Raw genomic sequence first — 14,958 nt, 5'->3', positions numbered from 1 at the left:
CCCCGAAACACCCCCAACAATTCCGGGTGTCCCGCCCGCCGCCTCCCCGCCAAACGCCGGCCCCACAATTTGGTGTTCCAGCCAGTAGCAACGGGTGCACGCGGTCTTTAGTGGGACCGGCTTTAGCCGGGAAGAGGCCTGTGTGAACACCATCATGTGTGAACACCATCAATTGTGCGGTGCGGCTGCTGGCCCTTTCCCGGCTGAAGCCGGTCCTACACTCAAAAACGCGCTCCTACGATTGGCATACGCTGGGCCAGTGTTTGACAACGCCGCTTGACGTTAACGTAAAGCCCAACTTACGTTACGCCCATGCCTTCCGTATCGAGCACTGCCATGACCGCTACCACCTACAGCATCTCCGACCTCGCCCGCGAGCTGGACATTACCACCCGCACCATCCGTTTCTACGAAGAACAAGGCATGCTCAGCCCCGAACGCCGCGGGCAGGAGCGTATTTACTCCCCCCGTGACAAGGTCACCCTCAAACTCATCCTTCGCGGCAAACGCATCGGTTTTTCCCTGGCCGAGTGCCGCGACCTCATCGGTCTGTACGACCCCACTGGGGGCAATCACAAACAGTTGAGCACCATGCTCGAGAAAATCGCCGAGCGTCGCGCTCAACTGGATCAGCAGCTCCTGGATATTCAGCAAATGCAGCTGGAGCTGGACACCGCTGAAGAACGCTGCAAAGCCGCGCTGGAAATGTCCAGCTGATTCAACCAGATAACCCAATCACCTCAAGTCAAACCTCTCAGGAACGATGCCGATATGTCTCTCCCTCAGCGTGTGCGTCTGGTCGAAGTCGGCCCTCGGGATGGTCTGCAGAACGAATCCCGCCCCGTCAGCGTCAGCGACAAACTGCAGCTGGTGCATGACTTGGCCGACGCCGGTGTCAGCTATATCGAAGCGGGCAGTTTCGTTTCGCCGAAATGGGTGCCGCAGATGGCCGGCTCCGCCGAACTGTTCGCCGGCATCCAGCGCAGGGACGGCGTGACCTACGCCGCACTGACGCCTAACTTGCGGGGGTTCGAAGACGCCCTCGCTGCTGGCGTGAAAGAAGTGGCCGTATTCGCCGCCGCATCGGAATCGTTCTCCCAGCGCAACATCAACTGCTCGATCAGCGAAAGCCTGGACCGCTTCCTGCCGATTATGGAAGCCGCGCGGCTGCACGGCATCAGCGTTCGCGGCTACGTGTCCTGCGTGCTCGGTTGCCCCTATGAAGGGGACATTGCGCCGAAGCAAGTGGCGGCAGTCGCCAACGAGCTGTACGCCATGGGCTGCTACGAGGTGTCCCTTGGCGACACCATCGGCACCGGCACGCCGGGGGCCACCCGCACGCTGTTCAACGTGGTCGCCGGGCAGATCCCCCGCGGCAAACTGGCCGGGCACTTCCACGACACCTATGGTCAGGCGCTGACCAACATCTACGCCAGCCTGCTGGAGGGCATTCAGGTGTTCGACAGTTCCGTGGCCGGCCTCGGCGGCTGCCCTTACGCCAAAGGCGCAACCGGCAACGTGGCCAGCGAGGACGTGGTTTACCTGCTGAACGGCCTGGGCATCGAGACCGGTATCGATCTGCACACACTCATCGCAGCAGGCCAGCGCATCAGCGACACCCTCGGACGGGCAAACGGCTCGCGGGTGGCAAGAGCACGTCTGTCGGCCTGATGTGCGACAAGTTGTCACACAGTGTTACCCTGCCCGCCATCGCGTTCAGGGAAACGGGTAACACGGAAACACCTGGCGACAGATTCAGCAGTGAATCGAGGCCGGTGAAGTCCGCAAAATCCCGGAAACCGGGACCTTCCGAAAGTTGGCATGGCTTCTGCTATGTCTTACGTACAACAAAAATAACAAATGCAATAACCCAATAAAAACAAGACGTATCGGCTCTGACATAACAAGAACAACACGGACAGAGACGCAGCTAACTGATTTTTTTGGAGTGGATCGCTCTACTTGAGGCCCTGGCCTCACGACCGTACTGAGAACAATAAAACTGCGTTCAGGCAGCTACCAGTCGAGTCGGATCGAAAGATCGAAGCGGATCAGCGCTCAAAAAAATACGTTTGCTCTTGGCCCCGTTTGGGGGTCGCTCAGAAAAGCAAAAAAGGCGGGGCGCCAAAAACAACAACAGCCCACCTAACAATAAAAACGAGCATGCAATCGAACTTGAAGGGGAGCCCAGGCTCCCCTTCGTGCTATCCGGCATTTGTAAACCTCTCCCCCTTCCGTTATTCCCCGGGCCAATGCCTCGTTCCCGTTGACATCAGCATGACCGCAGGCTTACGTTAACGTAAAGGTGCACATCATCTTCCCCCCCTGACAGCCCTCCAATAACAACACGGGATGCAGTTCATGAATTACCCCACGCTCAACTTCGGCCTCGGCGAAACCCTCGACATGCTGCGCGACCAGGTGCGCGCCTTCGTCGCTGCCGAGCTCGCCCCGCGCGCTGCACAGATCGACAAAGACAACCTCTTCCCCGCCGACATGTGGCGCAAATTCGGCGACATGGGTCTGCTGGGCATCACCGTCGATGAGCAATACGGCGGCGCGGGCCTCGGCTATCTGGCCCATGTCATCGCCATGGAAGAAATTAGCCGAGGCTCCGCCTCCGCGGCGTTGTCCTACGGCGCCCACTCCAATCTCTGCGTCAACCAGATCAATCGCAACGGCACGCCCGAACAGAAAGCCCGCTACCTGCCCAAACTGATCAGCGGCGAGCACGTCGGCGCTTTGGCGATGAGCGAACCCAACGCCGGTTCCGACGTGGTCTCAATGAAGCTGCGCGCCGACCGACGGGGCGACCGCTTCGTCCTCAACGGCAGCAAGACCTGGATCACCAACGGCCCTGACGCCAACACCTACGTGATCTACGCGAAGACTGACCTGGAAAAAGCTGCCCACGGCATCAGCGCGTTCATCGTCGAGCGCGACTGGCACGGCTTCTCGCGGGGCAATAAGTTCGACAAGCTCGGCATGCGCGGCTCCAACACCTGCGAACTGTTCTTCGATGACGTCGAGGTGCCGGAAGAAAACCTGCTCGGTGCGCTGAACGGTGGTGTGAAGGTGCTGATGAGCGGCCTGGATTACGAGCGTGTCGTGCTCTCCGGCGGACCGGTCGGGATCATGCAAGCCTGCATGGACGTGGTGCTGCCCTACATTCACGACCGCAAACAGTTCGGCCAGAGCATCGGCGAGTTCCAGCTGATCCAGGGCAAGGTCGCCGACATGTACACCCAGCTCAACGCCAGCCGCGCCTACCTGTACGCCGTGGCCCAGGCCTGCGAGCGCGGCGAGACCACGCGCAAGGACGCGGCCGGGGTGATCCTCTACGCCGCCGAACGGGCGACACAGTTTGCCCTCGACACCATCCAGATTCTCGGCGGCAACGGCTACATCAACGAATTCCCGGCCGGACGACTGCTGCGCGACGCCAAACTCTACGAGATCGGCGCCGGCACCAGCGAGATCCGCCGCATGCTGATCGGGCGTGAGCTGTTCAACGAAACCCGCTGACCGCGCCGGAGGCCCCATGACCACTCTGCACACCCAGATCAACCCGCGTTCGCCGGAATTCGCTGCCAACAGCGACGCCATGCGCACGCAGCTCGATGCGTTGCACAGCCTGCTCGACCACGTCCAGCGCGGCGGCGGTGCCAAGGCGCAGGAACGCCATACCTCCCGGGGCAAATTGCTGCCGCGGGAGCGGATCAATCGCCTGCTCGACCTCGGTTCGCCCTTCCTCGAACTCAGCCAGCTCGCCGCCCATGACGTGTACGGCGAAGACGTCTCGGCTGCAGGGCTGATCGCCGGCATTGGCCGGGTCGAAGGCGTCGAATGCATGATCATCGCCAACGACGCGACGGTGAAAGGCGGCACGTATTACCCGCTGACGGTGAAAAAACACCTGCGCGCCCAGACCATCGCCCAGCAGAACCGCCTGCCGTGCATCTACCTGGTGGACTCCGGCGGCGCCAACCTGCCCCGCCAGGACGAGGTGTTCCCGGACCGCGAGCACTTCGGCAGGATCTTTTTCAACCAGGCCAACATGAGCGCCGAGGGCATCGCCCAGATCGCGGTGGTCATGGGCTCCTGCACTGCAGGCGGCGCCTATGTGCCGGCCATGGCCGACGAAACCATCATGGTCCGCGAGCAGGCGACGATCTTTCTCGCCGGGCCGCCGCTGGTAAAAGCCGCCACGGGTGAAGTGGTCAGCGCTGAAGAGCTCGGCGGCGCCGACGTGCACTGCAAGGTTTCGGGGGTGGCCGATCACTACGCCGACAGCGACGACCATGCGCTGGCCCTGGCACGACGCTGCGTGGCCAACCTGAACTGGCGCAAGCTCGGCCAGTTGCAGACCCGCCCACCCCAGGCGCCGCTGTATGCCGATGACGAGCTGTACGGCGTGATCCCGGCAGACGCCAAGCAGCCGTTCGACGTGCGCGAAGTCATCGCGCGGCTGGTGGACGGTTCGGTGTTCGATGAATTCAAGGCGCTGTTCGGGACCACGCTGGTCTGCGGCTTCGCCCACCTGCACGGTTACCCGATCGCCATCCTCGCCAACAACGGCATCCTCTTCGCCGAAGCCGCGCAGAAAGGCGCGCACTTCATCGAACTGGCCTGCCAGCGCGGCATTCCGCTGTTGTTTCTGCAGAACATCACCGGCTTCATGGTTGGCCAGAAGTACGAGGCCGGCGGCATCGCCAAGCACGGCGCCAAGCTGGTCACCGCCGTCGCCTGCGCGAAAGTGCCGAAGTTCACGGTGATCATCGGCGGCAGCTTTGGCGCGGGGAACTACGGCATGTGCGGCCGCGCCTATGACCCGCGCTTCCTGTGGATGTGGCCCAACGCGCGGATCGGCGTGATGGGCGGGGAGCAGGCCGCCGGCGTGCTGGTGCAGGTCAAGCGCGAGCAGGCCGAACGCAGCGGCCAGACCTTCAGCGTCGCGGAGGAAGCCGCGTTGCGCCAGCCGATCCTCGATCAGTACGAGCATCAGGGGCACCCCTGGTATTCCAGCGCCCGGCTGTGGGACGACGGTGTCATCGACCCCGCGCAGACCCGCGACATTCTCGGCCTGGCCATCAGCGCCTCGCTCAACGCCGCCATCGAACCGACCCGCTTCGGCGTGTTCCGGATGTGACCCGAGAGAATCGCCCCATGAATGATTTTGCCACCCTCGACATCGCCCTCGACCCACGAGGGTTCGCCACGCTCTGGCTCAACCGGCCGGAGAAAAACAACGCCTTCAACGCGCAGATGATTCGCGAGCTGATCATCGCCCTCGACCAGTTGCAGCGGGACGACAGCTTGCGTTTTCTGCTGTTGCGCGGACGCGGCCGACATTTCAGCGCCGGTGCAGACCTCGCCTGGATGCAGGAGTCGGCCAACCTCGATTACAACACCAACCTGGGCGACGCCCGGGAGCTGGGCGAGTTGATGTACAACCTCGCCAAGTTCAAAGCGCCGACTTTGGCGCTGGTGCAAGGCGCAGCTTATGGCGGCGCGCTGGGCCTGATCAGTTGCTGCGACATGGCCATCGGCGCCGAAGACGCACAGTTTTGTCTCTCGGAAGTGAAGATCGGCCTCGCCCCGGCGGTGATCAGCCCGTTCGTGGTGCAAGCGATTGGCGAACGCCACGCGCGACGCTATGCCCTGACCGCCGAACGCTTCGACGGCACCCGGGCGCGGGAAATCGGCCTGCTGGCCGAGTGTTACCCCGCCGCCGAGCTTGAGCAGCACCTGGAACACTGGATCGCCAACCTGCTGCTCAACAGCCCCCAGGCCATGCGCGTCAGCAAAGACCTGCTGCGCGAAGTCGCCGACGGTGAGTTGACCCCTGCCCTGCGCCGCTATTGCGAGAACGCCATTGCGCGCATTCGCGTCAGCGCCGAAGGCCAGGAGGGTCTGCGCGCGTTTCTGCAAAAGCGCGAACCGGCCTGGCGCGGCGAACCCGGCACGCTGTCTCAAACACCACAAGCCCTGCGTGCCCCACAAGGAGAGTCGCACTGATGAGCGCCCCCCACACACAACCGCTGAATTCGGTGCTGATCGCCAACCGGGGCGAAATCGCCTGCCGGGTCATGCGCACGGCCAAGGCCATGGGCCTGACCACCGTCGCCGTGCACAGCGCCACGGACAGCAACGCTCGGCACGTACGCGAGGCCGACGTCGCGGTGAACCTCGGCGGCAGCAAGGCCAGCGAGAGTTACCTGCAAATCGACAAGCTGATTGCGGCCGCCAAAGCCAGTGGCGCCCAGGCCATCCACCCGGGTTATGGGTTTCTCTCGGAAAACGCAGGCTTTGCCCGCGCGGTCGAGCAGGCCGGCCTGATTTTCCTCGGTCCGCCCGCCTCGGCCATTGACGCCATGGGCAGCAAATCGGCGGCCAAGTCGCTGATGGAAACCGCTGGCGTGCCGCTGGTGCCCGGCTATCACGGCGACGCCCAGGACGCCGCGACCTTCCGCGAAGCGTCCGCCCGCATCGGCTACCCGGTACTGCTCAAGGCCACGGCTGGCGGTGGCGGTAAGGGCATGAAATTGGTCGAGCGCGACGAGGACCTGGCCGAAGCGCTGGCGTCCGCGCAACGTGAGGCACAGTCGTCGTTTGGCGATTCGCGCATGCTCGTCGAAAAGTACGTGCTCAAGCCGCGCCACGTGGAAATTCAGGTGTTTGCCGACCAGCACGGCCACTGCCTGTACCTCAACGAGCGCGACTGCTCGATTCAGCGCCGTCACCAGAAAGTCGTCGAAGAAGCCCCCGCACCGGGCCTGACACCGCAGATGCGTCAGGCCATGGGCGAAGCGGCTGTGCGCGCGGCGCAGGCGATCGGCTATGTCGGCGCGGGCACGGTGGAGTTTCTGCTGGATGCCCGTGGGGATTTCTTCTTCATGGAAATGAACACGCGCCTGCAGGTCGAGCACCCGGTGACCGAGGCGATCACCGGGCTGGACCTGGTGGCCTGGCAGATTCGCGTGGCCCAGGGCGAGCCGCTGCCGATCACCCAGGCCGAGGTTCCCCTCAACGGCCACGCGATTGAAGTGCGACTGTATGCCGAAGACCCGGCCAACGACTTTCTCCCTGCGACCGGAACGCTGTCGCTGTATCGCGAATCGTCGCCAGGGCCGGGACGTCGCGTGGACAGCGGTGTGGCGGAAGGTGACGAGGTTTCGCCGTTCTACGACCCGATGCTCGGCAAACTGATTGCCTGGGGGGAGACCCGCGAACAAGCGCGTCTGCGGCTGCTGGCGATGTTGGACGGATTCGCCATCGGCGGCCTGCGCACCAATCTTGCGTTTCTGCGCCGGATCATTGCGCACCCGGCCTTCGCCGAAGGGGAACTGGACACCGGGTTTATCCCTCGCTATCAGGACGATCTGCTGCCAGCGGCTGAGGGTTTGACGGAGGCGTTCTGGCAACTGGCGGCGCGGGCATACCTGAGCACCGCGCCAGTGGCGGTCAGAACCGACGACGCCCATTCACCCTGGTCAACCATCAACGGCCTGCGCCTCGGCGGTCCTGGCGAAATGACGTTGCACCTGGCGTGTGGCGCCGAAACCCGGAGCATCGTGCTGCGTGGTGACTCGCAGCAAGGCGTTCGGCTGAACGGCGAGCGCCTGTTGATCGAGCGGGACGTCGTGCGTCACCAGACGATTGCAATTCGTCGGGCCGACACGCTTTACCTGCAATGGCAGGGCGACGTACACGCCATTCAACAGGTTGACCCGATTGCCGAAGTGGATTCCAGCCACGGGCACCAGGGCGGCCTCACCGCGCCCATGAATGGCAGCATCGTTCGGGTGTTGGTCAGCGTGGGCGAACAGGTGCAGGTCGGTACACCGCTGGTGGTCCTGGAAGCGATGAAAATGGAACACAGCATCCGCGCGAACACGGCGGGGACGGTTGCAGCGCTGTATTGCGCTGAAGGCGAGATGGTCAATGAAGGGACAGTGCTGGTGGAGTTGGCCGCTGAATAAATGTCAAAACCCCGGTGGGATCGGGCGTGAACGCGAATGTAGGACCGGCTTTAGCCAGGAAGACGTCAGGTGGCGCACCGCAAAATCGATGGCGTTCACAATGGCCCCTTCCCGGCTAAAGCCGGTCCTACAACAATTCGTGTGTCCAATGAGATTGTGTGCGAACGCAAATGTAGGACCGGCTTCAGCCGGGAAAGCGGCAGTCGGCACACCGCAACATTGAGGGTGCGCACACTGGCCTCTTCCCGGCTGAAGCCGGTCCTACTAAAACAATGCGTCAGTGAAATCGGGTGTGAAATCGAATTGTGGGACCGGCTTTAGCCGGGAAAGCACCAGTGGTCACACCGCAAAATTCAGGGTGTTATCGCTGGCCCCTTCCCGGCTGAAGCCGGTCCCACGAGACTACCGCGTGCATCCAGTTGAATTGGGAGAAGTCCAACAATTCATCGCGTTCAGCCTGTGAGATGGGAGGAGGCCTGAACGACCTCCTCTCATTTTTCACGCCGCTACTTCATACAACTTCAGCACTTCCACCTCGCCACTGACCAGGCTCTGGCGCATCCGCGCCGCCTGCAATGCCGCTGCTTTCATCGCGCTTTCCTTGACGTGACCATAACCGCGAATGCGTTCCGGAAGCCGTGCCAGACTCAGCGCGGTATGGCGGTTGCTCGCACTGAGGTGGCCAAGGATCAGCTCGATGTCGCCAACATAGGCATCAATCAACTCACGCTCCTGCCGACGCTCGACGCTGCGGCCGAACGGATCGAGCACTGTGCCGCGCAGGAATTTGAACCGTGCCAGGACGTCGAAGGCCTTCAACATCCACGGCCCGAAACTGCGTTTGCGCGGGGTGCCGTTGTTCGGGTCGCGCTTGGCCAGCCAGGACGGCGCCAGGTGAAACTCGATGCGGTAATCGCCTTCGAACTGCGCTTCAAGCTGACGGGTGAAGTCGCCATTGCTGTACAGCCGCGCCACTTCGTACTCGTCCTTGTAGGCCAGGAGCTTGAAGTAGTTGAACGCCACCGCCTCGGTCAACGCAGGCGGCTGGCCCGGGAACAGCCGTGCTTCGGCATCCCGCACCCGATTCACCAGCGTCAGGTAACGCTCGCTCAACGCGCCGTTCTGATAGGCGATCAAACCATGGACGTTGCGTGTGACGCGCTCCTCAAGGGTCAGGTGTTCGGGGTCCGGCGCTGGCTGGGTCTGCGGATTGGCGGCTGCTTGCACTGCCGGCAGGTCAAACGCCGCACGACGCCCCCACAGGAACGCTTGCTGGTTCAGATTGACCGCCACGCCGTTAAGCTCAATGGCTTTTTCGATGGCCGCAGAGGTTAACGGAATCAGTCCCAGCTGGAAGGCATAACCCAGCATAAAGAGGTTGCTGGCAATGCTGTCGCCCATCAATTTAGTCGCCAGATCCGTCGCCTGCACAAAGTGCGTTTTCTCGGCGCCGACGGCTTCGCGGATGGTCTGCATCATCGCTTCAGCCGGGAACTCGGCGTCGGGATTGCGAGTGAATTCAGCGGTCGGCGTCTGCTGACTGTTGATCACCGCATGGGTTTTCGCGCTGTTGAGCTTGGCGATCGCATCGGGCCCCGACGCCACCAGCAGGTCGCAACCCAGCAGCAGATGCGCCTCACCGGCGGCGATGCGCACGGCGAACAGGTCTTCCTGCCGCGCGGCGATACGGATGTGGCTGACCACCGGGCCGAACTTCTGAGCCAGACCGGCCTGGTCTAGCACGCTGCAGCCCTTGCCTTCCAGATTGACCGCATAACCCAGCATCGCACCGACGGTGGTCACGCCCGTGCCACCCACACCCGGCAGCAGAATGTTGTACGGCTCAGCAAGGCTTGGCAGCGTCGGCTGCGGCAGTTCAGCGAACGCCTGGGCCTGCTTGGGCAACTGTGGCTTGCGCAGCTTGCCGCCATGCACCGTGACGAAGCTCGGGCAGAAGCCTTCGACGCAGCTGAAGTCCTTGTTGCACGCGCTCTGGTCGATTTCACGCTTGCGCCCTTCCGGGGTTTCCTTCGGCAGCACCGACAGACAGCCCGACTTGACGCCACAATCGCCGCAGCCCTCGCACACGGCCGGGTTGATGATGGCGCGCTTGTCCAGATCCACCATCGTGCCGCGTTTGCGGCGACGGCGTTTTTCAGTGGCGCAGGTCTGGTCGTAGATGATCACCGACACGCCTTTGAACTCACGCAGTTCGCGCTGAACGGCGTCAAGGTCGCTACGGTGGTGGAAGGTGGTGATCGGCGCGAACTGCTCGCGGCTTGGGTATTTCTCCGGTTCATCCGACACCAGCGCAATGCGCTGCACGCCTTCGTTGAACACCTGGCGGCTCAGTTGATCCACCCGCAGCACTCCATCGATGGGCTGGCCGCCGGTCATGGCAACGGCGTCATTGTAGAGAATCTTGTAGGTGATGTTGACCTTTGAGGCGACCGCCGCTCGCAGCGCCAGGTGCCCGGAGTGAAAATAGGTGCCGTCACCCAGGTTCTGGAACACGTGGGGGGTTTCGGTGAACGGCGCCTGGCCGATCCAGGTCACGCCCTCGCCGCCCATCTGGGTGAACGTCTCGGTTTCCCGGTCCATCCAGATGGTCATGTAATGGCAGCCGATTCCGGCCAGGGCGCGACTGCCCTCCGGCACACGGGTCGAGGTGTTGTGGGGGCAGCCTGAGCAGAAATGCGGGGTGCGCTGGGTGTTGAACAGCGGCGCGGCAAGGGCTTTTTCCTTGTCGGCCAGAAATTGCAGGCGCGCCTCAATTTTCGGGCTGCTGTAGATCGGCGCAAGGCGCTTGGCGATGACCCGGGCGATCATTGCCGGGGTCAGTTCAGCCAGGTTCGGCAGCAGCGAACGGCCCTCTTCATCGAATTCACCGACCACGCGCGGACGCTGATCCACCGGCCAGTTGTACAGCTGGCCGGTGAGCTGATCCTCAATCACGCTGCGCTTTTCCTCGACCACCAGGATTTCGTCCAGCCCTTCCGCAAAGCCGTGCACCGACACCGGCTCCAGTGGCCAGCTCATGCCGACCTTGAGCACGCGAATGCCCACCGACGCGCACAGGTCCTCGTCGATACCCAGTTCTTCCAGGGCCTGACGCACATCGAGGTAAGACTTGCCGGTGGTGATAATGCCCAGACGCGGCTGCGGCGAATCAATCACCACCTTGTTGAGGTTATTGGCCCGGGCGAAGGCGCGGGCGGCGTAGATTTTGTAGGTGTTGAGGCGCGCTTCCTGAGCGAGGGGCGGGTCGGGCCAGCGAATGTGCAGGCCGCCTTCGGGAATCTGGAAGTCTTCGGGGATCTGCGTCTGGATGCGCAGCGGATCGACTTCGACCACGGCCGAGGAATCGACGTTTTCGGCGATGGTCTTCATGGCCACCCAGCACCCGCTGTAGCGCGAAAGCTCCCAGCCGATGATGCCGTAATCGAGGATTTCCTGGACGTTGCTGGGGTTCAGCACCGGAATCATCGAAGCGATGAAGGCGTGTTCGCTCTGGTGCGCGATGGTCGAGGATTTGCAGCCATGGTCGTCGCCGGCGAGGATCAGCACGCCGCCCTTTTCGGCAACGCCCGCCGAGTTGCCGTGCTTGAACACGTCGCCGCAGCGGTCAACGCCCGGGCCCTTGCCGTACCAGAGGGCGAAGACGCCGTCGTATTTGCCGTGGGGGAACAGATTGACTTGCTGACTGCCCCAGACCGCCGTCGCGGCGAGCTCTTCGTTGACGCCGGGCTGGAAATGAATGGCGTTCTGCTGGAGATATTCCTTGGCGTCCCACAGGCTCTTGTCGAGGTTGCCCAACGGCGAGCCGCGATAGCCCGAGATGAACCCGGCGGTGTTGAGCCCGCGGGCTTCGTCGCGCTGCTTCTGCAGCATCGGCAGGCGGGTCAGCGCCTGGGTTCCGGTCAGGTACAGATTGCCGTTTGCGAGTCGGTACTTATCGTCCAGACGAATATCAGCCAGGGACATTCAGGCACTCCTTTATTTTTATTAGTGCGTTTTGAATGCGGCGCCAGCGGCATTTTACGGCCTTGCCAGCGCCTCGCCGCCAGGACGGTTCAGCCCAACGGTCACAGACAAAATACTGCCTGCCCGACGCAGGCTTTTTCTTCCTAAATCGGCGCGAATCTGCTCATATCGTGCATGCCCGTTCCCGTTCAAGAATAAAAAAGGGTCAATTCATGCAGGTCAAGCTCAGCCCCATCGATCGCAAGATCCTCCGTCTGTTGCAGCACGACGCCAACCTCTCCGCCGCCGAGATCGCCGAGCGCGTCGAACTCTCTCAATCGCCCTGCTGGCGACGCATCAATCGCCTGGAAGAAGAAGGCATCATCGAGCGCAAGGTGGCCCTGCTCAACCCGGCCAAGCTCGGGTTGACCATGACGGTGTTCGTCGACGTCAAGCTGTCCGGGCACGGGCGCAAGTACCTGACGGAGTTCGAGGAGGCGATCACCGGATTTCGCGAAGTGCTGGAGTGCTACACCATGGCTGGGGACATGGATTTCCTGCTCAAAGTCGTCGTGCAGGACATCGCCAGCTACGAGCGTTTTCTGCGCGACCACCTGCTGCAAAGCCCCCATGTGCATGAGGCGCATTCGAACATCGCGATGAGTGTGGTGAAGCGCACGACAGAATTGCCGATTGACTGAGATGCCAAGTGACTGAGATGCCAAGTGACTGAGGCGCAGGCAAAGATCGCCCACGCAGAAAAACTCTTTTCACCGGCGGGCGAAAAAAGCATTGACTCTCAAATGGGAATGATTATTATTGAGCGCAACCGGTCGCGAGACTGGTTGGTAACCCAGAAGCCTTAGGTCGGCTTCCGGATTATCTCCTCATCAGGCTAATCACGGTTTTTGACCCGGCTTATGGCCGGGTCTTTTTTTTATGCCCTTTTCGGGTCTGGGTTCGGTCGGGTGTTGCGTCTTCAGGCTAATGAAGAGGGTTCGACAGTGATCTGCCTTTTCGATGGCGCGCATCATAGCAAATGGATCGAGCGATGGGCCGTTGCAGCTGTCAAAAACTGACACATTCAGTAAAAACCTCCACATTCACGACGTTGTTTTCCGCGACCGCCGCTATTCAAACAGTGAGCAAGACGCCATGACTCAGCTCCTCGACTCGTTGATGACTGCCTCCCCCGTGTCGCCCTCCCCGGGCGCGAGCGCCGAAACTGATCTTTACCGACGCCGCCTTCAGCGGCTGCCGCGCAGGGTGCTGCAGGTTTTCCTGCTGAGCCGTCTCGACGCCCTTTCCTACACTGATATCGCCCGCCTGCTTGACGTGGACGCTCGCACCGTCGAACGCTGCATGACGGTTGCGCTTGAGCACTGCGTCAGCGAGCCCGCCGAACATGACCCGTCCCGTGCGATTCTGCTTCAGGCCCTGGGCTGGTACGTGCACCTGCAAAGCCCCCAGGCCACGGCGAGTCAGCGCATCGAGTTTCGTCACTGGCTCGACGCCGATCCCCGGCACCTGGCGGCGTTTCAGAACAGCGAGCAGTTCTGGCGCACGTTGCATCCACCCGCCGCGGTCCTCGGCGCCAGTGGCTGGCATCGGCACAAACCGCGCGTTTATTTCGGCTGGTTGCTGGTGACGATGTTGCTGTGCGGCCTGCTGGTCACTGCCGAAGCCTATAGCTGAAGCCGACCCTGACTCTTTGGCGAACTATTCTGTCGCCGTCCTCCTGGCGGTTGCGTGTAAAGTAATTGTCATAACAGCCCAGCGAGGCAATCAGGTCTGGCCTGCTTGCCTCCCCGACGGCTTCGTAATGGCAGATCATGCAATCAGGACGCTCCCGTGACTCAAACCGCCCTTTCCATCTCCGCCGATTTTGACAGCGGCAACATTGTCGTGCTTGACGCCAGTCATCCCAAAGCCGTGCAACTGGCGATCCGTCCCGATACCCGCAGCGCGCATTTCCAGTGGTTCCACTTCAAGGTTGACGGCCTGCAGATCGGCGAGCCCCACGGCTTCAGCCTGACCAACGCCGGCGAGTCGAGCTACAACCGCGCCTGGACCGGCTACAACGCAGTGGCCTCCTACGATCAGAAAACCTGGTTCCGCGTGCCGAGCCGGTTCGACGGCAAGGCGCTGAACTTCGAGCTGACGCCCAGCGAATCCCAGGTGTGGTTCGCCTACTTCGAACCCTACAGCCGCGAGCGCCACGACTGGCTGGTGGATCAGGCGCTGAATAAGGCCGGCACCCAGTTGCTCGCCACCGGCAAGAGCGTCGAAGGCCGTGATATTCCGCTGCTGCGCAAGGGCGACGGCGCGGCGGGCAAGCGCAACATCTGGATCATCGCGCAACAGCACCCCGGCGAGCACATGGCCGAGTGGTTCATGGAAGGCATCTTCGAGCGGCTTCAGGAAAACGACCCTGAGTTGCAGGCCTTGCTGGCCTCGGCGAACCTGTACCTGGTGCCGCACATGAACCCGGACGGTTCGTTCCACGGGCATCTGCGCACCAACGCCCAAGGCAAGGACCTGAACCGCGCATGGCAGGACACGACCCCCGAGCTCAGCCCGGAAGTGTTCTTCGTCAAAGAGCAGATGGAAAAATACGGCGTGGACATGTTCCTCGACGTCCACGGCGATGAGGAAATTCCCTACGTCTTCACCGCCGCCTGCGAAGGCAATCCAGGGTACACCGCCCAGCAAGCGCAACTGGAAGCCGACTTCCGCACGCGGTTGAGCGGCTTGACCCGGGACTTCCAGAGCCAATACGGCTATCCGAAATCGGCGCCGGGCCAGGCCAACATGAACCTGGCGTGCAACAGCGTCGGCGAGCGCTACAAATGCCTGTCGCTGACGCTGGAAATGCCGTTCAAGGACAACGACGACGCCCCCGATGTCGTCACCGGCTGGTCAGGCCAACGCTCGAAACAGCTGGCCCGCGATGTGCTGACGACCCTGGGGCAGATGGTGTCCGTGTTGCGCTGAACCGCCGCCTGATGTCGAC

At 62.2% G+C, this 14,958-nt stretch carries 10 protein-coding genes; 9 read left to right on the top strand and 1 reads right to left on the bottom strand.

All coding sequences use genetic code 11. The features are described from left to right. The first annotated feature begins 336 nt into the window (after positions 1–336). The 6 genes from QMX88_RS25835 to QMX88_RS25810 all read left to right on the top strand — a co-directional run bounded on the left by QMX88_RS25835 (position 337) and on the right by QMX88_RS25810 (position 7,982). Positions 337–717, top strand: coding sequence for a MerR family transcriptional regulator (locus QMX88_RS25835; RefSeq protein ID WP_192173909.1), 381 nt, complete (start codon positions 337–339; stop codon positions 715–717). 54 nt (positions 718–771) lie between these two features. Continuing rightward, complete coding sequence (locus tag QMX88_RS25830) at positions 772–1,671, top strand: hydroxymethylglutaryl-CoA lyase (RefSeq protein WP_282373104.1); 900 nt, start codon at positions 772–774, stop codon at positions 1,669–1,671. A gap of 690 nt (positions 1,672–2,361) precedes the next feature. Further along, positions 2,362–3,525 (top strand): isovaleryl-CoA dehydrogenase, encoded by a 1,164-nt coding sequence (locus tag QMX88_RS25825; protein WP_282373103.1) that lies wholly within the window; start codon positions 2,362–2,364, stop codon positions 3,523–3,525. A 16-nt stretch (positions 3,526–3,541) separates the two neighbouring features. Further along, on the top strand, positions 3,542–5,149 hold the full coding sequence (locus tag QMX88_RS25820) for a carboxyl transferase domain-containing protein (protein WP_282373102.1): 1,608 nt from the start codon (positions 3,542–3,544) through the stop codon (positions 5,147–5,149). A gap of 17 nt (positions 5,150–5,166) precedes the next feature. Continuing rightward, a complete protein-coding gene (locus QMX88_RS25815) occupies positions 5,167–6,018 on the top strand; it encodes a gamma-carboxygeranoyl-CoA hydratase (RefSeq protein WP_282373101.1) in 852 nt (283 codons plus the stop codon). Further along, on the top strand, positions 6,018–7,982 hold the full coding sequence (locus QMX88_RS25810; protein ID WP_282373099.1) for an acetyl-CoA carboxylase biotin carboxylase subunit: 1,965 nt from the start codon (positions 6,018–6,020) through the stop codon (positions 7,980–7,982). The genes QMX88_RS25815 and QMX88_RS25810 overlap by 1 nt, the downstream gene beginning before the upstream one ends. A 498-nt stretch (positions 7,983–8,480) precedes the next feature. Here the strand turns inward: QMX88_RS25810 and QMX88_RS25805 are convergent, their stop codons facing one another. Continuing rightward, entirely contained in the window at positions 8,481–11,966 is a 3,486-nt protein-coding gene (locus QMX88_RS25805; protein WP_282373097.1) for an indolepyruvate ferredoxin oxidoreductase family protein, read from the bottom strand. Positions 11,967–12,178: 212 nt separating this feature from the next. Here QMX88_RS25805 and QMX88_RS25800 point away from each other — a divergent pair, with 212 nt between their 5' ends. From QMX88_RS25800 to QMX88_RS25790, 3 genes are all read left to right on the top strand, one after another. Continuing rightward, positions 12,179–12,646, top strand: a complete 468-nt coding sequence (locus QMX88_RS25800; RefSeq protein WP_282373096.1) for an Lrp/AsnC family transcriptional regulator — start codon at positions 12,179–12,181, stop codon at positions 12,644–12,646. Positions 12,647–13,100: 454 nt separating this feature from the next. Beyond that, a complete protein-coding gene (locus QMX88_RS25795; protein ID WP_442969498.1) occupies positions 13,101–13,640 on the top strand; it encodes a DUF4880 domain-containing protein in 540 nt (179 codons plus the stop codon). Between the two features lie 156 nt (positions 13,641–13,796). Further along, the gene (locus QMX88_RS25790; protein WP_282373095.1) at positions 13,797–14,939 is read left to right on the top strand and encodes a M14 family metallopeptidase; all 1,143 of its coding nucleotides are present in this window, start codon (positions 13,797–13,799) and stop codon (positions 14,937–14,939) included. Positions 14,940–14,958 lie beyond the last annotated feature (19 nt).

The organism is Pseudomonas sp. PS02290 (genome assembly GCF_029960075.1).
Lineage (GTDB): Bacteria > Pseudomonadota > Gammaproteobacteria > Pseudomonadales > Pseudomonadaceae > Aquipseudomonas.
The sequence above is the reverse complement of the archived record's forward strand: the minus strand, read 5'-3'. Positions and strand labels throughout refer to the sequence as shown.